We start from the raw sequence: 20,524 nt of genomic DNA, 5'->3' as shown, positions 1-20,524 counted from the left end.
AAAAGAGCAAGTAAATGTGATCGAATTGGTATTTAATATAGCAATAGATACATTTTATTACATTTTCGTTTGGGCCAAAAAAAAGCCATGCATAAAGCATGGCTTTTATATGGGTTATGGCTTAGTCGTATGATGGTTTAGTCATAGGAGCCATTGCCTTGCTTGTTGCCGTTTGGCTACCAGCTTGACGAGATTGCACTTTTGCATCGCGTAAAGGGGCGATAGCAACAGTAATCTCTTCTATTTCAGGTTCAGCGACTGCTGGTGCCTTTGTCATCGGAGACACTGTATGGCGACCGCGAGGTGATGTTGCTGTAGTAGCGACATCATTGCCTTGTACGGCTGCTGCAACTACTGGCGTTGGCATTTCAACGTTAGCAACTGGCTTCTCAACTACAGCCTTTTCAGTTGTAGCTTTAACAGTCGTCTCTTCTGCAATCACTTTAACTTCAGCGACTGGCTTTTCAACTTTTTCAACTTCAACTTTTTCAACAACAGGTGCCGCGACAACTGGCTCAATAATAATTGGCTCATCAATAGTTACTGATTGAGTTTCTACTGATGTTGTTGATGCTTCAACTGTTGAGCGCATTGGCGTTACTTTGCCCATAGCAAGCTCTGGCATTGCTACACCGCTTAACATTTCAGTTTCAACTGCTGGCTCAGCAGGTACAACACGTTCAGCAATAGCTTCAGGTTGTGTCGGTACTTCTACTGGTGTTTCAGTAATTGTCTCAACAGATGGCTTGCTTGCGCGAGCCCAAACTTTACCCATTGCCATTTCAGGAGATGCGACACCTGTTACTGGGCGTATTGCTTTTGGCTTCTCGACAATAGAAATAACATTTTCCATGTCGTTTATCGCATCAGTCGTTTCTACTGCTGCATAGCCTTTAGTATCTGTCGTTGGGTGCGAAACATGATCAGATTTCTCCTCACGTGTATCACGAATACGACGGCGACGTTGACCACTAGCACGAAGATGACGAGGTGAACGACGGTTACGGCGTTGACCTGCTTCTTGTTCAGTATTCTGCTCACTGTCTTGCTCAGAAGTATCAGTATCAGTCGCTAATGCTTCTTTTGCTACAGCAGTTCCCATTTCTTGTAGAGGAGAAGATTGTTTTTGCTCTTCTACTAATGGTGCAGCTTCAACGGCTTCAATTGCTTGAGCTTCTACAGGTGTATTCTCTACATCGTCAGTGATACGTATCTTTTGACTTAGCTGACGACGCTGGCGGCGTAGTTTAACTGTCGCCACTTTTTCCTGTGCAATATTTGGTTTATTCTCAACTACATCAACACTTGGCTTATTCTCAACGACATCAACAACTGGTTTTTCAACTTTAGGCTGTTGTTCATCTTGACGGCGCGGTGCTTTTGGAGCTTGAACATCATCTTTACGAGGTTGACGTTTGTCTTCGCTACGCGGAGAACGTTGCTTAGCTGGCTTGTCACTCTGACGTTCCTGCTGAGGCTTCTCGTTGCGGCGAGGACGCTGCTGACGTTGCTGACGTTGTTCACCGCTAGTCTCGCTATTATCACGATCACTATCTTGGCGATTGTTGCGACGAGAGCTATCTTTGTTGCGGCGAGTATCATTGCGACGGTTGCCTTGACGATCACCACGACGGTTGTCATTACGGTTGTCTTGTTTCTCTTCAACTTTCTTTTCTGGCACTTGTTCTGTTGAAGCAGAAAACAGATTTGTCAGTGCAGAGAACAAACGGTTGAATAAACCTGGTTTAGCTTCTGCCGCGGCAACCGCTTTCGCCGGTGCTGCTGGCTTAGGTTTTACAGCAACAACAGGTGCTGGTGTTTTAGGTGAAGCAAAGCCTTGTAATACAGGTTCTTCATGTTTTTTAATGACACGTTCTTGTTGTGGTGCTTCTGCCGCTTCAGCTTCTTTAATCGCTTCAATGACTTTAGGCATTTGGTAAGAAAGTGTATCTTTTTGATCGCCTTCACGGATACGTAACACTTCAAAGTGCGGTGTTTCCATCTCTGCATTTGGAACAATTACAACACGTACTGTGTGGAATTTTTCAATGTGCTGAACTGAACGGCGTTTTTCATTCAATAAGTAAGAAGCGACAGCCACCGGTACAATAGCCAGTACTTGTGCACTGTTGTCTTTTAATGCTTCTTCTTCAATTAAACGAAGAATCGATAGGGATAGTGATTCGTTATCACGAACAACACCTGTACCCGTACAGCGTGGGCAAACGTGGTGGCTTGCTTCTGCTAATGAAGGGCTTAGACGCTGACGCGACATCTCTAGTAAACCAAAGCGAGAGATACGACCAATTTGTACACGAGCACGATCCATACGAACCGCTTCACGAAGACGATTTTCAACTTCACGCTGGTGACGAACTGGTGTCATATCAATGAAGTCAATAACAACCAATCCACCTAGATCACGTAGGCGTAGTTGGCGGGCAACTTCATCAGCCGCTTCAAGGTTAGTTTGGAATGCTGTTTCCTCAATATCACCACCTTTCGTTGCACGAGCAGAGTTGATATCAATAGAGGTTAGTGCTTCCGTTGGGTCGATAACAATTGAGCCCCCTGACGGTAAACGAACTTCACGCTGGAACGCAGATTCAATTTGGCTTTCAATTTGGTAGTGACTGAATAGTGGTACTTCGCCTTCATAACGCTTAACACGAGATAAAAAATCAGGACGAATAAGTTTAATATGTTCACGTGCACGGTCGAAAATCTTCGGGCTATCGATAAGGATTTCACCGATGTCGCGGCGTAAATAATCACGAATTGCGCGAGCAATAACGTTACTTTCCTGATGAATAAGGAAAGGTGCAGAGTTTGAATCAGCGGCTTCTTTAACAGCACTCCAGTGATTCAGTAGAACATTTAAATCCCATTCAAGTTCTTCAGCAGATTTACCAACACCAGCAGTACGAACAATTAAGCCCATACCTTTTGGTAGTTCTAATGTGCTTAGTGCTGCCTTAAGTTGTGTACGCTCTTCACCTTCGATACGGCGAGAAATACCACCAGCGCGAGGGTTATTAGGCATAAGAACAAGGTAGCTACCCGCTAACGAAATGAAAGTAGTAAGGGCTGCGCCTTTGTTACCACGTTCTTCTTTGTCAACTTGAACAATAACTTCCTGACCTTCTTTAAGCACTTCCTTAATATTAGGACGGCCTTGGTAGGTGTAATTAGCAGGAAAGTAATCGCGAGCAACCTCTTTAAGAGGAAGAAAGCCATGGCGCTCAGAACCGTAATCAACGAACGCAGCTTCCAGGCTTGGTTCGATACGGGTGATGCGACCTTTATAAATATTTGCTTTTTTAGATTCGTGACCAGGGCTTTCGATGTCTAAATCGAAAAGCTTCTGCCCGTCAACTAATGCGACGCGCAACTCTTCCTTCTGAGTTGCGTTAATCAACATTCTTTTCATTATATTGTACTCATTATTGTCGTTGTTTTAGTGAGTCAATTACAGATAGTTTACTGATGGTGCCTGACTCCAAGTCTATGTACGAGTGCAGCCTCACGGCTGGAAATTCAGGAGTGCTATTTGGCAACACTTATCATCCAACTATATCGAGATGTTTTAGATCTAAAATATACAGCTGGTATCACCGCTTCAACGCGGTTGTATCTACCACATCAGTAAAAAAAAAATAATTTGAACACACTAATAATCACTCCTGGGACTATAACGTCTTACGCCAGATGCTGCGCATATTGCCAAGAGTGCATAAAAAATAGCCATTAAGGTGAACCTTTGTTCACCTTGCCAATAAAGTAGGCAATTTCACCTACTCTAGTAAGCAATGATAGCAGGGTGACTTTTTTGCGGCAATCTGCTTTGCATGCGTGTTAGAATCAAATTTATGAAAGAAGATAAACCAAAAGTGCAATTCATCGACATTACTGATGATTTTGCTGGCCAGCGGATCGATAACTTTCTCCGTGCTCGGCTTAAAAACGTTCCAAAAAGTATGATTTACCGCATTCTGCGCAAAGGTGAGGTACGAGTAAACAAAAAACGTATAAAACCTGAATATAAGTTGCAAGATGGTGATCTTATCCGTGTACCGCCGATTTTTATGCCTGAACAGGAAAATCAGGCGCCAATCAGCACAAAACTGTCAAAAGTGGCTGAATTGGAATCGTGCGTAATTTACGAAGACGATCATTTACTGGTTTTGAATAAACCATCGGGTACTGCTGTTCATGGTGGCAGTGGATTGAAATTTGGCGCAATTGAAGCATTACGTGCACTACGTCCTGATGCTCGATATTTGGAATTGGTTCACCGTATAGACCGAGATACATCGGGCATATTGTTGGTGGCGAAAAAACGCTCAGCTTTACGTAAGTTGCAAGAACAGTTCCGTGAAAAGACTGTGAAAAAGTATTATTTTGCGCTTGTTATGGGTGAATGGAAGGCAAGCTGTAAAAAAGTCACTGCACCTTTATTGAAAAATGAAGTGAACAGCATTGTACGTGTTAACCAAAATGGTAAAGCCTCTGATACGCGGTTCAAAGTATTAGAACGTTTTGAACACGCAACGTTAGTGCAGGCAAGCCCAGTAACAGGGCGTACACACCAAATTCGTGTGCATTGCCAATATGAAGGACACCCGATTGCATGGGATGATCGCTACGGTGATCCTCGATTTGATGCTTACACGAAAAAAACGGGCTTGAATCGATTATTCCTTCATGCGGCTAATATTAAATTTACTCACCCAAGTACTGATGAGCCAGTTGATATTAGTGCACCGTTAGATGCGCTGTTAACCCGTTCGCTTGATAATTTACGTAAGCTATAACCGTATTCACACTGAAGGCTTGTTGCTCTTATTACTTGAATTTAGCCGTACTCGATAAAGGAAAAGTATGAAAAAGTACAAGGTCGTTATTTTTGATTGGGATGGAACGTTAATGAACACCATCTCTCAAATTGTAACTTGTATGCATCAATCTGCTGAGATGACGGATGGATTAACAAGCCTTTCAGTTAATGCGTATAAACAAACAATCGGCTTAAGTTTGGAAGCAACAGTAAACAGCTTGTATCCAAATGCGACTGATGTGCAACACACGTTATGGCAACAGCACTATAGTGAACTCTATGTGGCTGCGGATAACCGACAAGATAGCCAGCTTTATTCAGGGGTTGTTGAAACATTAAAATTGTTACAACAGCAGAGATTAGCTCTTGCGGTAGCAACAGGTAAACGTAGAAGGGGATTGAATCGTGCGTTTCAGCACACACAGATTCAAGACTATTTTGCTGTATCTCGATGCGCCGATGAAACTGCATCGAAACCAGACCCTCTTATGATTCATGAAGTGCTGGCTGAATTAGGGTTACACCCAGATGAAGCATTAATGGTTGGTGATAGTGTTCATGATATGCGGCTTGCAAATAATGCAGGAGTGGATGTTGTTGGCATTACTTGGGGAGTCGATGATAGAGAAACATTGAATCAATATAATCCATTATGTGTCATTGATTTGATTGAAGAGCTGTTAATGGTTCCTGGTCTTGCGAATAAATAGATTGTTGTTTAATCGTGATAAAGGACGAGCTGGGTATGATAGAAGCAATGCGAGTGTCTTATTGATGATTTCGGATTACTTCTATGAACCGTTGAACCTGAAGGCTGATTCTCTTTTATAAGGTACGTTTGATCTATAAAATATGAATGCCTTGTTTTTCTAGCATTTCACGTAGAGCAATTAAGGGTAGGCCAATGAGAGTATTAGGATCGCGTCCTTCTAATTTATTGAATAAAGCGATGCCTAGTCCCTCACACATAAAGCTACCAGCACAATAAAGTGGCATTTCACGTTCAATGTAGTGTTCAATTTCTTGTTCTGTTAGCTGGCGAAAGTGAACGTGGAAAGGTTCGCATATAACATCGCTGTGTCCTGTTTTTGCATTGTAGAGGCATAAGCCTGTATAAAACGTTACAATTTGTCCACTTGCAGCTTTAAGTTGTAGGCAGGCGTTTTCGATTGTGTGGGGCTTACCAATAATTTTACCATTGATCACGCAGACTTGATCTGAGCCAATGATTAAGTGCTCAGGGTAATTGTTTCCACATGCCTTGGCTTTTTGTTCTGCTAATCTTTGAACAAGAGCTTCGGCAGATTCACCAGAGAAGCTACTCTCATCAGTATTGGGATTTGCTGTCTCAAAAGGATATTGAAACTTGTCTAATAATGCCTTTCTGAAAGGAGAGGTTGATGCAAGTAATAAAGGTTGTGTCATGGTTCGTACTTATGAATGAATGCTAGGCACAGTCTAACTCTCTCAGATATTGGAATCGAGTTTTTCGCTGACTATAGATAAAATGCTATTGCATAATTTTCAGCTAAAGCACCATTAAATAAGTCGTTAAGAGCAATCTTAGCTGCTGGTGAGAACGTTTTTTATACTATTTTTGTGTGTTATTTATTCGCTCTCGATAAGGAGAGCAAGTGATTGACTCATGAGCAAATAACCATCAAACCGATGGGAAAGTGGTGATTGTAGCAAGAGGGGTTGAACCTTCTTTGGCGAAATGGCTAAAAGCTGTTATTTCACACACATTTCCTTTGACTCAAACTAATTAGAAGGCTAATATTCGCGCCCTATGCAAAAGGTAAAATTACCGCTGAAGGTCGATCCAGTTCGCGCCGCTCAGAAACAACTTGATTATGATGGTATCATCAAAGCCGAGTTACTGACGCGTCTAGCTGAATCCACTCAGAGCGTAAAAAGTGATGCAAACGTCACCTTGTCATTTGACTTTGACCGACGTCACCTCGCAGTCATGCACGGTAGTGCTGATGTAGAAGTAACGTTAACCTGTCAGCGATGCCAGGAAGAATTCAATCACACTTCTAGTGTGGAGTTCTGTTATAGTCCGCTTCTCAAAACTGATGAAGATGATGAGTTTCCGGAAGCTTATGAGCCGGCTGAAGTCGATGAAAATGGTGAGATTAATCTAGTTGAAATCATCGAAGATGAATTGATATTAGAACTACCTCAGATTGCTATGCATGATGATGCTGACTGTAAAGTGAGTTCATCTGATAAGGTCTTTGGTAAACTCCCTATTGCTGATGAGCGTCCGAATCCGTTTGCAGTATTGAAACAATCTAAGTAAGTGTTATTTAACAGGAGTAGGGTTAATGGCCGTACAAAAGAGCAAAAAATCACGTGCAGCACGTGGCATGCGTCGTTCACACGATGCACTAACAACTGCAGCTGTGTCTGTAGATTCTGCAAGTGGTGAAACTCACCTACGTCACCACGTGACAGCTGACGGTTTCTACCGTGGCCGCAAGGTTATCAACAAATAAGGTTGAGCCTTGACTGGTCTAACCGTTGCACTTGATGCGATGGGTGGGGATTTCGGTCCTCAAGTAATAGTGCCTGCCGCTGTGCAGGCACTGTTACAATACCCTGAGCTCAAAATCAAACTTTATGGTGATCATAGTGCTATCACCGCGCAACTATCTCTTCAAAATCAACACTCTCATTCTCGTATTAGTATCATTCATAGCGATCTTGTGATTGCCGACGAAACTCGTCCATCTCATGCTTTGCGTCGAAGCCAAGGTACATCTATGCGTATGGCATTAGATGCTGTTTCCGATGGTGAAGCGGATGCTTGTGTTAGTGCTGGTAATACGGGGGCATTAATGGCCCTGTCTCGCTATACTCTCAAACAGCTTCCTGGTGTTGATCGTCCTGCATTAGTCTCAGCTATACCTACCCATGGTTTAAATAAAACGTGGCTATTGGATTTAGGGGCGAATGTATCCTGTGATGCAGATACGTTATTTCAATTTGCAGTGATGGGCTCTGTACTGGCTGAGCAATCTTTACCGTCAAAACCTCGCGTTGCTTTACTGAATATCGGTGAAGAAGAAATTAAAGGTAATGACTTAGTGAAACGTTGTGCCGAAATGCTAAGCAATTCGCCTGATATTCACTATATAGGCTACATTGAAGGTGATCAGTTATATGCAGGTAAAGCGGATGTGATTGTTTGCGATGGCTTTGTTGGAAATGTTAGCTTAAAAACCAGTGAAGGCGTAGCAAATCTCTTCATTAATAGTTTTAAACAGGCGATTTCTACTAATCCAATGAAACGTTTATTAGCTAAATGGTTGTTTCGCGACCTATTCGTTAGCCTTAAGAAATTGAACCCCGACCAGTACAATGGTGCAAGTCTGTTAGGATTACGGGGTATTGTGGTTAAAAGCCATGGAAGAGCTGATACTGCCGCTTTCGCAAATGCGATAGGTGAAGCGGTACACGAGGTCAAACGGAAAATACCGACTAAAATCAGTGACCGTTTGGAAGAAGTCTTACTCGAGAGGCATTATTAGTCTTCATGTATAGTAAAATTTTAGGTACAGGCAGCTATCTGCCATCTCAAATTCGCTCTAATGCAGATTTAGAGAAAATGATAGATACCAGCGATGAATGGATCGTAGCCCGAACTGGTATTCGCGAGCGTCGTATTGCTGCGCCAGATGAAACTGTGGCAGTGATGGGGTATCAAGCTTCTTTAAACGCTATTGAAATGGCGGGTATTGATAAAGAAGATATTGACCTGATTATCGTCGCGACAACCAGTGCTAGTCACTCATTCCCTTCAGCTGCTTGTCAGGTTCAAGGGATGCTCGATATTAAAGGGTGTCCTGCATTTGATATTGCGGCGGCATGTTCTGGTTTTGTTTATGCCTTAAGTATTGCTGATCAGCACATTAAAACAGGTATGGCAAAAAATATTTTGGTGATTGGTGCAGATGCCCTTTCGCACAAATGTGATCCAGAAGATCGTTCGACGATCATCTTATTTGGTGATGCTGCGGGGGCTGTTGTTATTGGTGCAAGTGAAGAGCCTGGTATTATTTCCACGCATTTGCATGCAGACGGTCATTTTGGTGGTTTACTAAGCCTAGCAATACCTGATCACGGTCAAACATTCACTGATGATAAGTGGTTGTATATGGCTGGTAATGAAGTGTTCAAGGTTGCGGTTACACAATTATCTAATCTTGTGAAAAATACGCTTGCTGAAAATAATATGGATAAATCTGAGCTTGATTGGTTAGTTCCTCATCAGGCAAATCTGCGTATTATTTCAGCTACAGCGAAAAAGCTTTCTATGTCGATGGATCAAGTTGTGGTAACACTCGATCGTCACGGCAATACGTCAGCCGCAACGGTACCGACTGCTCTCGATGAGGCCGTTCGTGATGGACGTATCCAGCGAGGGCAAACCTTGCTGCTGGAAGCTTTTGGTGGTGGTTTTACTTGGGGTTCTGCCCTCGTCAAATTCTAATTTTGTTGCTAATTGTTTTACTATTTTTGACGATAACGATTAAAAAACTGCTTAAAGTCAAAATAATAACAACCTGATAAATAACAGGATTGTTTAAAGCGATTAGCTAGGTTAAAACTGAAAAATTCAGTTTAAAAAATTAAAGGACTCTCGAATGTCTAAATTCGCGATTGTTTTTCCTGGGCAAGGTTCTCAGGCTGTTGGTATGTTGGCTGAGCTTGCTGAAAAATTTGATATTGTTAAGCATACTTTTGTGGAAGCGTCAGAAGTACTAGGTTATGACCTATGGGCATTGGTACAAAACGGGCCTGCTGAAGATTTAAATCAAACCGATCGCACACAGCCTGCTTTATTAACAGCATCTGTTGCTATTTGGCGTGTATGGCAAGAACAAGGTGGTGAGCAACCTGCAGTACTTGCAGGTCACAGCCTAGGTGAATATTCAGCATTAGTCTGTGCTGGTGTGATTGATTTTAAAGAAGCCATTAAATTAGTTGAACTTCGTGGTCAATTAATGCAAGAAGCTGTACCTGCTGGTGTGGGTGCAATGTCAGCAATTATCGGTCTGGATAATGATTCAATTGCGAAAGCATGTGAAGAAGCAGCACAAGACCAAATCGTTTCTCCGGTTAACTTTAACTCACCGGGTCAGGTTGTGATTGCGGGCAATAAAGAAGCGGTTGAGCGTGCAAATGTACTGTGTAAAGAAGCTGGCGCGAAGCGTGCACTTCCACTGCCAGTATCAGTGCCTTCACACTGTGCATTGATGAAGCCAGCAGCAGATAAGCTAGCTGTGGCATTAGAGGCAATTGAATTTAATGCGCCTTCTATTCCTGTTATCAACAATGCTGATGTGCAGACAGAGAGCGATCCTGTTGCAATTAAACTGGCGCTTGTTAAGCAGCTATACGGCCCTGTTCGTTGGACTGAGTCTGTAGAACGCATGGTAAATGAAGGCATTGAACAACTGCTTGAAATGGGGCCAGGTAAAGTACTAACTGGTCTAACAAAGCGTATTAATCGTGCATTGGCTAGTGCAGTAGTGAATGATTCTGCAAGTTTAGATGCAGCAAAATAAGTATTATTTAAAGAGGAAATACAATGAGCCTGGAAGGTAAAGTTGCTCTAGTAACGGGTGCAAGCCGTGGTATTGGTCGTGCAATCGCTGAAATTTTGGTTGAGCGTGGCGCAACTGTTATTGGCACTGCAACGTCTGAAAGCGGCGCAGAAGCAATTAGCGCATATTTAGGTGATAAAGGTAAAGGTTTAGCCCTGAACGTGACTTCACCTGATTCCATTGCTGATACACTAAAGCAGATTAAAGATCAGTTCGGCGATATTGATATTTTGGTAAACAATGCGGGTATTACTCGTGATAACTTGCTAATGCGTATGAAAGATGACGAATGGCAAGATATCATGGATACTAACCTAACATCTGTTTTCCGTCTTTCTAAAGCAGTTCTACGCGCCATGATGAAAAAGCGTAATGGTCGTATTATTAGCATTGGTTCTGTTGTCGGAACGATGGGTAACGCAGGTCAGACTAACTACGCAGCTGCGAAAGCTGGTTTGATTGGTTTCACTAAATCTATGGCACGTGAAGTGGCATCTCGTGGTATTACCGTGAATGCGGTAGCACCAGGTTTTATTGAAACTGATATGACAAAAGCCCTGAATGATGAGCAACGTGCTGCTACACTTGCAAATGTTCCTGCTGGTCGTTTAGGTGATCCGCGTGAAATTGCAGCAGCAGTTGCTTTCTTAGCTTCAGAAGATGCTGCTTATGTAACCGGTGAAACGTTGCATGTTAACGGCGGCATGTACATGATTTAATCAAAAAAGTTGCAATACTTGATGACGCAAGTCAAACTCGGCATGTTTTCATGAAAAATCGTGGTTTGACCAGCAATGAGGGTCTTGCAACTTTTGTAGTAATGAATAAACTACAGCAAATCGCATTAGCGAATTCTTGTTTTAAGGAAATATATTAGTATGAGCAACATCGAAGATCGCGTAAGAAAAATCATCATTGAGCAACTAGGTGTGGACGAAGCAGAAGTTAAGAACGAAGCTTCTTTCGTTGACGATCTAGGTGCTGATTCACTAGATACAGTTGAACTAGTAATGGCTCTTGAAGAAGAATTCGATACAGAAATTCCTGACGAAGCAGCTGAAAAAATTACTACAGTTCAAGCAGCAATCGACTACGTAAACAGCGCTTCTGAGTAATAAAGAACACCTCCAGGCGGTCACCATGACCGCCTGATTTTTTTAAAGTCTGTTTTTATCCTCATTTCCCGGAGAAATTAATCGTGTCAAAACGTCGTGTAGTTGTTACTGGCATGGGTATGCTAACTCCTGTTGGCAATTCGGTTGAATCTTCTTGGAAGGCTTTACTATCTGGTACTAGTGGTATTAGTACTATTGAGCATTTTGATGCTAGCTTATTTGCTACTCAGTTTGCCGGTATGATTAAAGACTTCAATCCTGAAGAATACATGACCAAAAAAGATGCCCGTAAAATGGATTTATTTATCCAATACGGCATTGCAGCTGGCGTGCAAGCATTTAAAGATTCAGGTATTGAAGTAACAGAAGAAAACGCACACCGTATTGGTGTTGCTATCGGTTCTGGTATTGGTGGTCTTGGGCTTATCGAAGCTGGTCATCAAGCCCTTATGGAGAAAGGACCGCGCAAAATTAGCCCGTTCTTTGTTCCATCAACAATTGTAAATATGATTGCTGGTCACATGTCTATCATGCATGGCCTACGCGGTCCTAACATCGCTATTTCTACGGCTTGTACTACTGGCCTTCATAATATTGGCCATGCAGCACGTATGATTGCATATGGTGATGCTGACGCAATGCTAGCTGGCGGTGCTGAAAAAGCATCTACTGAGCTAGGCATGGGCGGCTTTGCGGCTGCTAAAGCGTTATCAACTCGCAATGATGATCCACAAGCGGCTTCTCGCCCTTGGGACAAAGACCGTGACGGTTTTGTTCTAGGTGATGGCGCAGGTGTGATTGTTGTCGAAGAATACGAACACGCTAAAGCGCGTGGCGCAACAATCTACGCTGAACTTGTTGGTTTTGGTATGAGTGGTGATGCTTATCACATGACTTCACCAACTCCTGATGGTTCGGGTGGCGCTTTGGCAATGGAAGCAACACTGCGTGATGCGGGTATCAATGCTGAAAAAATTGGCTATATTAACGCTCACGGTACATCAACACCTGCAGGTGACGTAGCAGAAACGCGTGGTATTAAGCGCGCTATGGGTTCGGCAGTTGAAGATGTATTAGTATCATCAACAAAATCGATGACTGGCCACCTGTTAGGTGCGGCGGGTTCTGTTGAAGCTATTATTTCTATTATGTCTCTTGTTGATCAGGCTGTACCGCCTACGATTAACTTAGACAACCCTGATGAAGGCTGTGACCTTGATTATGTGGCTGGTGAAGCTCGCCAAGTTAAGAACCTTGAGTACTCTCTATGTAACTCATTTGGTTTTGGCGGTACAAACGGCTCGCTACTATTCAAGAAGATGTAAGACTTTCTTCTTTAGATATCTAAAGTGAGTGGTCAGGAATAATTAGTGATAACCTGATATTATGAACGGCCCGATGTTTACATCGGGTCGTTTTTTTATACGTATTTATTTATATTTAATTTTGCTGTGAAGAATTGTCAATATGGTACTGGTAAATGGAACGGAACAATCCAGCATTTCGATAAGAGATCGATCCGCTCAATATGGCGATGGTAGTTTTACTACCGTGCTGATTAAGCAAGGTAAACCGCTATTGTGGCGATTGCATCTTCAGCGATTACAAAAAAATGTACGAACATTCCGGATCTCTGCACCTAATTGGAATGAAGTTACTCAGCAGGTGTATCAACAAGCTAAACAATATTCAGACAAAGGTGTGGTCAAAGTCGTTATCAGCCGTGGCGAAGGTGGGCGAGGGTATAGTCCAACGGGGTGTGCTGATACACAGGTCATCATTTCTGATTTTGATTGGCCAAAGCATTATGTTGAATGGCAGCAAGATGGCATTGAATTGGGTGTTTGCCAGCAACGGCTTGGGCTTGTGCCAATGCTTGCTGGGTTTAAGCATCTAAACCGACTTGAACAAGTGCTATTAAAGCAAGAAGTCGATGATAGCGGTTGGTTAGACGCTGTTGTTCTTGATGTTAATGGGCATGTAATGGAAGCAACAGCATCTAATATTTTCTGGCGGTGTGAAAATACCGTATATACACCTGAATTGGATATGTCAGGTGTACATGGTGTGATGCGATCACATGTACTGGAATTGCTAGATAGCACTGAGTATTGTGTTGAGTTTGTCAAAACATCGTTAGAGTCATTGCTTTGTGCTGATGAAATCTTTATTACTAATGCGCTTATGGCATTGGTGCCAATTAAAAAAATTAATGAAAATGAATTCTCTGAGCAAACATTGCTCAATGCTTTAAACAAGAGGTTGTATACGTGCTAAAGAAGTTGTTCATTGTTGTACTTATACTGGGTGTGTTTGCAGCAGGTGTTGCAGGCTGGTCGTATCAACAGGTTAACCAGTCTCTTGAAAAGCCTGTGATTAATCAAGAAGATGTACTTTTAACGGTAACACCTGGAACCAGTTTTCGAGGGTTGCTGAATCAATTAGCGATTGCAGACGTTGTAACTCCATCAAAATGGACACGTTGGATTGGCCGTTTAGATCCTCAACTAACACGTATTAAAGCGGGGACATATTTGATCGTTCCGGATCAAAAACTGCGAGACGTGCTTGCATTAGTCACATCAGGAAAAGAGCATCAGTTTTCTATTACTCTCGTTGAAGGTGACCGATTTGTTGATTGGCTAGAGCAATTAAGAACATCACCAGCTGTTGTGCATGCAAGTGAAGGTATGTCAGAAGATGATATTGCTCAAGCCATTGGCGCGACACATATTAGTAAGCTCGAAGGCTACTTATTACCTGAAACCTATAATTATACGGCGGGTACGTCTGATCTTGAGCTGTTAAAGCGCGCGTACAATAAGATGACGGCTTTACTTGATACTGCATGGCAAGCTCGTGATAACGATGTGCCATTAAAGTCGGCTTATGAAGCCTTAATTATGGCCTCGATTATTGAAAAAGAAACGGCGGTTGATGATGAACGAACCTTAGTTTCTTCGGTATTCATGAATCGTTTAAATAAAGGCATGCGTCTTCAAACAGACCCTACAGTAATTTACGGTATGGGTGATAAATATGAAGGCAATATTCGTAAGCGCGATTTACGCACGCCAACGCCTTATAACACATATACCATTTTTGGTTTACCCCCAACGCCAATAGCAATGCCGAGTAAGGCTTCTGTTTTAGCGGCGGTAAACCCAGAAACGAGTTCGTTTTACTATTTTGTGGCTGACGGTAAAGGTGGCCATAAATTTTCTAAATCACTGGTAGAGCATAATCGTGCTGTACGCGCATATTTAAAGACGTTAAGAAACTGATGACTGCTAAATTTATTGTAATTGAAGGCCTTGAAGGCGCAGGTAAAAGCACCGCTATTCAGCAAGTGATCGATACCCTTGCTGCACATGGTATTGAAAACCCAGAATCAACGCGTGAGCCTGGCGGAACACCATTAGCTGAGCAAATGCGTGCCTTGATAAAAGAAGGGCACCCAGATGAGCCATTAACCGATATGGCTGAGCTACTTTTGTTATATGCCGCTCGTATTCAGTTGGTTGATAATATTATTAAGCCTGCTTTAGCTGAAGGTCGATGGGTCGTTGGCGACCGTCATGACATGTCATCACAAGCTTACCAAGGTGGTGGTCGTGGTTTTGATAGAGCATTGATGGAAAACTTGCGTGATACCGTGTTAGGTGATTTTTGTCCTGACTTAACGATTTATATGGATATTGACCCAATACTCGGATTAGAACGTGCGCGTGGTCGTGGCGAGCTAGATCGTATCGAAAAAATGAATGTGGATTTCTTCCATAGAGCGCGTGCTCGTTTTCTTGAGCTATCAGAAAATAACCCTAAAGTGATCATTATTGATGCTAGCCAGTCGTTAGAAAGTGTAACGGGCGATCTGAAGCAAGCCTTAAATCAATGGTTGGAGAAGCAATAGATGCTCTATCCCTGGCATGAAGCGCTATGGCACAGCTGGCAGCAGCTGTTAATACAGGGACGCCTGCACCATGCAATTTTATTACTTGCCCCAAAAGGCACTGGGCGGGAGGCTTTAGGGCAACAATTAGCACAAACTGTGCTTTGTAATAACTGTGACTCTGAACCCTGCGGTGTTTGCCACAGTTGCAAATTGTTTGCTGCAGGTACGCATCCTGACTTTCACCTTATTCAGCCCGAGCAAGAAGGGAAACAGATTGGTGTTGATGCTGTCAGGCAATGTAATCGCTGGGCAATGGAAACCTCTCAGCTGGCAGGGCAACGCGTTATCATGATTGACTGTGCCGATTCAATGGGTGAAGCGGGTGCTAACGCTATCTTGAAAACATTGGAAGAGCCGCCATCAGGATGTCAGTTTATTTTAACGGCACAATCGCTGGATAGTTTATTACCGACTATTGTAAGCCGTTGTAATAAATGGCGTATGGAAACCCCTGACGAGCAGTTTGTGAAGCTGTGGGTGGAAAAGCAATTAATGCAAACGATCAAGATTGAATCTATTCGTTTGAATGCGTGTGCACCGTTAGCAACACAGCAGTTTATTGAGCAAGGAATGGACATTCGTCACCATCATTTGATGGAAGCATTTACTGCTTTTTTACAGCCACCGCATATTGGCATTTACGATGTTGTATCACTGTGTAGCAGTGAAGGTATCATCAGTATGAAGTGGTTAAGCTACTTTCTTGTTGACTGTATTAAACTTCAACAAGGTGTTACTGGTTATTTTACGCATTGTGAATCTATCGACAAGATTCAATCAGTAGCACAAGCGGTACCCTCTACTATTCTGATACAGCAGGTTCGAAAAATTAACGAACTACATCGAAAGTTAGAGAAGCACAGTGGTTTGAATATTGAATTACTCATTGTAGAGTGGTTAACAGGATTTATTGGAGAAAATAACCGTGTTAGTTGATTCACATTGTCACCTGGACAAATTAGATTACGAGCAACTTCATACAGGCATTGATGATGTGTTAGCTAAAGCTAAAGATCGTGGTGTTGAGTACTTTTTATCTGTGGGCGTTACACTTAAAAGTTTTCCAGCAATGATGGAAATGATTGAACCCCATAGCAATGTTTTTGCATCGTGTGGTGTTCATCCCCTTGATATTGAAGAAGGGTTTAATTTCGATCAATTGAAAGCGTTTGCTCAGCATGATCGCGTTATTGCAATCGGTGAAACGGGGTTAGATTACCATTATCAGCCGGAATTGGCAGGGCAGCAGCAAGACATCTTTCGTGAGCATGTTCGTTTAGCGGTTGAATTAAATAAGCCACTCATTATTCATACCCGTATGGCACGTGAAGATACAATGCGAATTCTACGTGAAGAAGGCGCAGAGAAATGTGGTGGTGTTCTGCATTGTTTCACTGAAAGCCTTGAAATGGCACAAGAAGCGATTGAGCTTGGCTTTTATATCTCGATATCGGGTATTGTAACGTTCAATAAAGCAAGTGAACTTAAAAATGTAGTCAGTAGTTTGCCATTAGAACGTTTATTAGTTGAAACGGACTCACCTTACCTTGCTCCAATCCCTTATCGCGGTAAGCAGAATCAGCCGGCGTATGTTCGTGAAGTTGCACAATATATCGCGTTACTAAAAGGAGTATCTGTCGAAGAAGTTGAAAAAGTCACGACGAATAACTTCTTCAACCTTTTTTCGCGCGCCGAAAGATAGATTTTATAAAAATGGAGCTTTTAGCTCCATTTTTTAATGGTTTTAGTTCATTGTTTTGAAAATTAAATTGCTAATTTGATTTTTGGTCTATAAGTCGTCACTTTCTGCGATTTATAGCCCGAAAGTATCTTCGTTACATAAAATAACATGAATTACAAAGCTGAAATTTTATTACATCTTTTATTTGTCTTTTTTTTTGTTATATTTTTCATTTTATTCAATGTGTTAGTTGTATTTTTGTTTGTTTTTTTTGTGATCGCCCATTGTGATCGGGACTTGATTTTGAAATTAAATTTCATACGGCATTAGCATTCTTGATTGCCATCAAGTTATATTTAGCACCGCATTTTATACTAAGTGCCGAAAGAAAAAGAAAGTGGTGCTAGCATTATGGCTACGGGGGTATGTCGCTTGCACCCATTTGAACTCTAATTAAAACATTCCACTCAGGAGCACAATATGTTTAAGAACCTTTTTGCTAGCCTGCAAAAAGTCGGTAAGGCGCTAATGCTGCCTGTATCGGTTTTGCCGGTAGCAGGTATTCTATTAGGAGTTGGCGCAGCAAACTTTAGCTGGCTACCCGACGTTGTTTCACAAATTATGGAACAAGCGGGTGGTTCTGTATTTGGTCAAATGCCACTACTATTCGCAGTAGGTGTTGCACTTGGTTTTACAAACAACGATGGTGTTGCTGGTCTAGCGGCTATTGTTGGTTACGGTATCATGGCTGCTACTCTGAAGGTTATGGCTAACCTGATGGGTCTTGAAAACATCGAAACAGGCGTACTTGGCGGTATTCTTGTTGGTGGTGTTGCGGCGTGGGCATTTAATCGCTTCTTCCGTATTCAACTTCCTGAGTACCTAGGCTTCTTTGCTGGTAAGCGTTTTGTTCCGATCATGACAGGCTTCTGTTCTATCGGTCTTGCAATTCTTCTTTCTATTATTTGGCCTCCAATTGGCGGCGCAATTGGCGCATTCTCTGATTGGGCTGCACACCAGAATCCAACATTAGCATTCGGCATTTACGGTGTTGTTGAGCGTTCTCTAATCCCATTTGGTTTACACCATGTTTGGAACGTACCATTCTTCTTCGAAGCGGGTAGCTGTGTAAACGCTGCGGGTGAAGCGCGTACAGGTGTTCTAACTTGTTACTTAGAAGCAAATGAAGCAACTCGTCTTGCTGGTAACGGTTTCGGTCAGCTAGCTGGCGGTTACATGTTCAAGATGTTTGGTCTTCCTGCTGCAGCAATCGCAATCTGGCATTCAGCGAAGCCTGAAAACCGTGCGAAAGTTGGTGGTATCATGGTTTCAGCTGCGCTGACTTCATTCCTAACAGGTATTACTGAACCAATCGAATTCTCATTCATGTTTGTTGCTCCTGTACTTTACGTAATCCACGCTTTCCTTGCGGGTTCTGCGTTCGTAATGACAAACATGCTGGGTATGGTACACGGAACTTCTTTCTCTCACGGTTTCATTGACTTCGTTGTTCTTTCTGCGAACTCTCAAAAGTTATGGTTATTCCCTGTTATGGGGCTAATTTACGCTGCAATTTACTACGTAGTATTCCGCGTAGTTATTGCTAAGCTAGACTTGAAAACGCCTGGTCGTGAAGACGAAGAAGAAGAAAGTGATGCAGTTGTTGTTGGTGCTGGTTCAGAGATGGCTAAAGAATTAGTTCTCGCATTTGGTGGCAAAGACAACATCACTAACCTTGATGCATGTATTACACGTTTACGTGTATCTGTAGCAAGCATTGAGAATGTTGATCAAGATCGTCTTAAGAAGCTTGGCGCTGCAGGTGTTGTTATTGCAGGTAGTGGTGTTCAAGCTATCTTCGGTACTAAATCTGACAACCTAAAATCTGATATGGATGAGTGGATTCGTAATAACTAATACGACTCACTAAATCTATAAATAAAAGGGAAGCTTCGGCTTCCCTTTTTTGATCCTGCTAAATAGTGCTGGTTTTGTACGCATAGCCATAACGGTTGAGTTTTAATCTGGTAGAAAATACTCTAAAACCTGCGTTATATATTTGTCATTAGAACCACCAGTTAATTCATGCCTATCATTCTTAATGATCGTATTCTTAACTGAATTGGTATGGATATGGCGGAAGGATGAATGATACTCTACCTGCTAGTCTAAGTTAAGTTTTTAGCCCAGAGGTTAGCAATAAGCGCTTTTCTGGGGGGATCTTGAGAAGGACTGTAGCAAGATTGGAATACTATTACGGTGATCACTTGTGATGGACAGTGAAATAAAAAAGGCCATCGAGGTGGCCTTTCTAGTTATGTGTATGAGGAAAGATTATAGAATGTATAGTAATTTTATCGTCAAAATAACACATGAAGACATGTGTTATATCGCCTGTATGGCTCTACAGCGAGATAAAGAACAGCATAAGGACTGGAACGAGCAAGCTAAGAATAAAGCCGCTTACAATTGCTATTGGGACACATTTTATACCACCACAGTTTTGTATTACGGGTAGCGTGAAATCCATTGCCGTTGCACCTGCGTAACCAATCGCTGTACTAGGGTAACGTTGAATGATTAAGGGAATTAAACTTAGCGCAATGAGCTCTCGCATTAATTCATTTAAAAAAGCAGCACCGCCATAGATTGGCCCAAGCCCATCGCCTATTAATATACCTGCGAGCGAATACCAGCCAAAGCCAGAAGCCATGGCTAAGCCATGTGTAATGGGAATATCCAATATTAAGGCAGCAATAATGCCGCCAGGCAGTGAGGTTCCTATAATGACAAGGGCAATAATTATCCCTTTTTTATTCAACAGAATCTGACGTAGTGTCATGCCACTATTTCTTAATTGAATACCAATTAAAAAGAGCAATAAAAGTAGAATAGTCTCACTGGCTTGATCAACCCAAGAAAGATCAAAGCCAAGTGTAATCCCGACAATTAAACCACCAGCCACAACAAGTACCAGTTTAACCGACTCCATGATCATTTTACCCAGTGGAAGCTGACGATGGTCATGTGCTGTGTTTGTGGGCCATAATTTATCGAGCAATGGTAATGCGGCAAGATTACAGACGCTGATGGAGATGAAGAAAGTGGCAGTATAGAGAAGAATTTGGCTTAAATTCTGCCCAAGGTTATCAAGCCCGGCAAGGCTTAAGCCCATCAATGCCAGAATAACCAATACAAGTCTGCTAGTTTGGGTATTTATAAATTCAAGTACGGATGTTTTATGTACTGGTATTAAATAACCGATTATTAGCGGCAGGAAGATGAAAAGCATCCCAGAGAACATGAGCATCCTTACTTTAT

General features: G+C 42.3%; 19 protein-coding genes. 16 read left to right on the top strand and 3 right to left on the bottom strand.

What is annotated here, in order from left to right; genetic code table 11:
- Window positions 1-121: 121 nt before the first annotated feature.
- Complete coding sequence (gene rne / locus C9J12_RS00395) at window positions 122-3,430, bottom strand: ribonuclease E (RefSeq protein ID WP_107240911.1); 3,309 nt, start codon at window positions 3,428-3,430, stop codon at window positions 122-124.
- Window positions 3,431-3,869: 439 nt separating this feature from the next.
- Between rne and rluC the strand changes: the two genes are divergently transcribed.
- Window positions 3,870-4,814 carry a 23S rRNA pseudouridine(955/2504/2580) synthase RluC gene (gene rluC, locus C9J12_RS00390; RefSeq protein ID WP_107241203.1) on the top strand — a complete coding sequence of 315 codons (945 nt, stop codon included), beginning with the start codon at window positions 3,870-3,872 and terminating at the stop codon, window positions 4,812-4,814.
- A 67-nt stretch (window positions 4,815-4,881) separates the two neighbouring features.
- Window positions 4,882-5,547, top strand: a complete 666-nt coding sequence (locus tag C9J12_RS00385; RefSeq protein ID WP_107240910.1) for an HAD family hydrolase — start codon at window positions 4,882-4,884, stop codon at window positions 5,545-5,547.
- A 133-nt stretch (window positions 5,548-5,680) separates the two neighbouring features.
- Here the strand turns inward: C9J12_RS00385 and C9J12_RS00380 are convergent, their stop codons facing one another.
- Window positions 5,681-6,262: a Maf family protein gene (locus C9J12_RS00380; RefSeq protein WP_107240909.1), complete on the bottom strand. Its 582-nt coding sequence runs from the start codon at window positions 6,260-6,262 to the stop codon at window positions 5,681-5,683.
- 364 nt (window positions 6,263-6,626) lie between these two features.
- On the opposite strand from C9J12_RS00380, the gene yceD reads away from it, so the two are divergent.
- From yceD to ptsG, 14 genes are all read left to right on the top strand, one after another.
- Entirely contained in the window at window positions 6,627-7,142 is a 516-nt protein-coding gene (yceD, locus tag C9J12_RS00375) for a 23S rRNA accumulation protein YceD (protein WP_107240908.1), read from the top strand.
- Between the two features lie 25 nt (window positions 7,143-7,167).
- Window positions 7,168-7,338: a 50S ribosomal protein L32 gene (gene rpmF, locus C9J12_RS00370; RefSeq protein WP_006231206.1), complete on the top strand. Its 171-nt coding sequence runs from the start codon at window positions 7,168-7,170 to the stop codon at window positions 7,336-7,338.
- Window positions 7,339-7,347: 9 nt separating this feature from the next.
- Window positions 7,348-8,373, top strand: a complete 1,026-nt coding sequence (plsX, locus tag C9J12_RS00365; RefSeq protein WP_107240907.1) for a phosphate acyltransferase PlsX — start codon at window positions 7,348-7,350, stop codon at window positions 8,371-8,373.
- 5 nt (window positions 8,374-8,378) lie between these two features.
- A complete protein-coding gene (locus tag C9J12_RS00360) occupies window positions 8,379-9,335 on the top strand; it encodes a beta-ketoacyl-ACP synthase III (protein WP_107240906.1) in 957 nt (318 codons plus the stop codon).
- Window positions 9,336-9,489: 154 nt separating this feature from the next.
- A complete protein-coding gene (gene fabD / locus C9J12_RS00355; RefSeq protein WP_107240905.1) occupies window positions 9,490-10,413 on the top strand; it encodes an ACP S-malonyltransferase in 924 nt (307 codons plus the stop codon).
- A gap of 23 nt (window positions 10,414-10,436) precedes the next feature.
- The gene (gene fabG, locus C9J12_RS00350; protein ID WP_107240904.1) at window positions 10,437-11,171 is read left to right on the top strand and encodes a 3-oxoacyl-ACP reductase FabG; all 735 of its coding nucleotides are present in this window, start codon (window positions 10,437-10,439) and stop codon (window positions 11,169-11,171) included.
- 159 nt (window positions 11,172-11,330) lie between these two features.
- Window positions 11,331-11,567 (top strand): acyl carrier protein, encoded by a 237-nt coding sequence (gene acpP / locus C9J12_RS00345; RefSeq protein WP_011217937.1) that lies wholly within the window; start codon window positions 11,331-11,333, stop codon window positions 11,565-11,567.
- Window positions 11,568-11,650: 83 nt separating this feature from the next.
- A complete protein-coding gene (gene fabF, locus C9J12_RS00340) occupies window positions 11,651-12,892 on the top strand; it encodes a beta-ketoacyl-ACP synthase II (RefSeq protein ID WP_107240903.1) in 1,242 nt (413 codons plus the stop codon).
- A gap of 142 nt (window positions 12,893-13,034) precedes the next feature.
- Window positions 13,035-13,844: an aminodeoxychorismate lyase gene (pabC, locus tag C9J12_RS00335; RefSeq protein ID WP_107240902.1), complete on the top strand. Its 810-nt coding sequence runs from the start codon at window positions 13,035-13,037 to the stop codon at window positions 13,842-13,844.
- Window positions 13,838-14,851, top strand: a complete 1,014-nt coding sequence (gene mltG, locus C9J12_RS00330) for an endolytic transglycosylase MltG (protein ID WP_107240901.1) — start codon at window positions 13,838-13,840, stop codon at window positions 14,849-14,851. Before pabC ends, mltG begins: the two co-directional genes overlap by 7 nt.
- Window positions 14,851-15,480 carry a dTMP kinase gene (gene tmk / locus C9J12_RS00325; RefSeq protein ID WP_107240900.1) on the top strand — a complete coding sequence of 210 codons (630 nt, stop codon included), beginning with the start codon at window positions 14,851-14,853 and terminating at the stop codon, window positions 15,478-15,480. Before mltG ends, tmk begins: the two co-directional genes overlap by 1 nt.
- On the top strand, window positions 15,481-16,458 hold the full coding sequence (gene holB / locus C9J12_RS00320; protein ID WP_107240899.1) for a DNA polymerase III subunit delta': 978 nt from the start codon (window positions 15,481-15,483) through the stop codon (window positions 16,456-16,458).
- A complete protein-coding gene (locus C9J12_RS00315) occupies window positions 16,448-17,224 on the top strand; it encodes a TatD family hydrolase (RefSeq protein WP_107240898.1) in 777 nt (258 codons plus the stop codon). The genes holB and C9J12_RS00315 overlap by 11 nt, the downstream gene beginning before the upstream one ends.
- A 459-nt stretch (window positions 17,225-17,683) precedes the next feature.
- Window positions 17,684-19,120 (top strand): PTS glucose transporter subunit IIBC, encoded by a 1,437-nt coding sequence (ptsG, locus tag C9J12_RS00310; RefSeq protein ID WP_107240897.1) that lies wholly within the window; start codon window positions 17,684-17,686, stop codon window positions 19,118-19,120.
- A 487-nt stretch (window positions 19,121-19,607) separates the two neighbouring features.
- On the opposite strand, the gene C9J12_RS00305 is transcribed toward ptsG, so the two are convergent.
- Window positions 19,608-20,507, bottom strand: a complete 900-nt coding sequence (locus tag C9J12_RS00305) for a lysine exporter LysO family protein (protein WP_107240896.1) — start codon at window positions 20,505-20,507, stop codon at window positions 19,608-19,610.
- Window positions 20,508-20,524 lie beyond the last annotated feature (17 nt).

The organism is Photobacterium frigidiphilum (assembly GCF_003025615.1).
GTDB classification, from domain to species: Bacteria; Pseudomonadota; Gammaproteobacteria; order Enterobacterales; family Vibrionaceae; genus Photobacterium; species Photobacterium frigidiphilum.
Note: the sequence above shows the minus strand (reverse complement) of the source record. Positions and strands in the feature narration are given on the sequence as shown.

What these genes read in the sequence shown, in the direction of transcription:
- rne (WP_107240911.1), bottom strand. Translation starts at nt 3,430, where the DNA reads ATGAAAAGAATGTTGATTAACGCAACTCAGAAGGAAGAGTTGCGCGTC.
- rluC (WP_107241203.1), top strand. Translation starts at nt 3,870, where the DNA reads ATGAAAGAAGATAAACCAAAAGTGCAATTCATCGACATTACTGATGAT.
- C9J12_RS00385 (WP_107240910.1), top strand. Translation starts at nt 4,882, where the DNA reads ATGAAAAAGTACAAGGTCGTTATTTTTGATTGGGATGGAACGTTAATG.
- C9J12_RS00380 (WP_107240909.1), bottom strand. Translation starts at nt 6,262, where the DNA reads ATGACACAACCTTTATTACTTGCATCAACCTCTCCTTTCAGAAAGGCA.
- yceD (WP_107240908.1), top strand. Translation starts at nt 6,627, where the DNA reads ATGCAAAAGGTAAAATTACCGCTGAAGGTCGATCCAGTTCGCGCCGCT.
- rpmF (WP_006231206.1), top strand. Translation starts at nt 7,168, where the DNA reads ATGGCCGTACAAAAGAGCAAAAAATCACGTGCAGCACGTGGCATGCGT.
- C9J12_RS00360 (WP_107240906.1), top strand. Translation starts at nt 8,379, where the DNA reads ATGTATAGTAAAATTTTAGGTACAGGCAGCTATCTGCCATCTCAAATT.
- fabD (WP_107240905.1), top strand. Translation starts at nt 9,490, where the DNA reads ATGTCTAAATTCGCGATTGTTTTTCCTGGGCAAGGTTCTCAGGCTGTT.
- fabG (WP_107240904.1), top strand. Translation starts at nt 10,437, where the DNA reads ATGAGCCTGGAAGGTAAAGTTGCTCTAGTAACGGGTGCAAGCCGTGGT.
- acpP (WP_011217937.1), top strand. Translation starts at nt 11,331, where the DNA reads ATGAGCAACATCGAAGATCGCGTAAGAAAAATCATCATTGAGCAACTA.
- pabC (WP_107240902.1), top strand. Translation starts at nt 13,035, where the DNA reads ATGGTACTGGTAAATGGAACGGAACAATCCAGCATTTCGATAAGAGAT.
- tmk (WP_107240900.1), top strand. Translation starts at nt 14,851, where the DNA reads ATGACTGCTAAATTTATTGTAATTGAAGGCCTTGAAGGCGCAGGTAAA.
- holB (WP_107240899.1), top strand. Translation starts at nt 15,481, where the DNA reads ATGCTCTATCCCTGGCATGAAGCGCTATGGCACAGCTGGCAGCAGCTG.
- ptsG (WP_107240897.1), top strand. Translation starts at nt 17,684, where the DNA reads ATGTTTAAGAACCTTTTTGCTAGCCTGCAAAAAGTCGGTAAGGCGCTA.
- C9J12_RS00305 (WP_107240896.1), bottom strand. Translation starts at nt 20,507, where the DNA reads ATGTTCTCTGGGATGCTTTTCATCTTCCTGCCGCTAATAATCGGTTAT.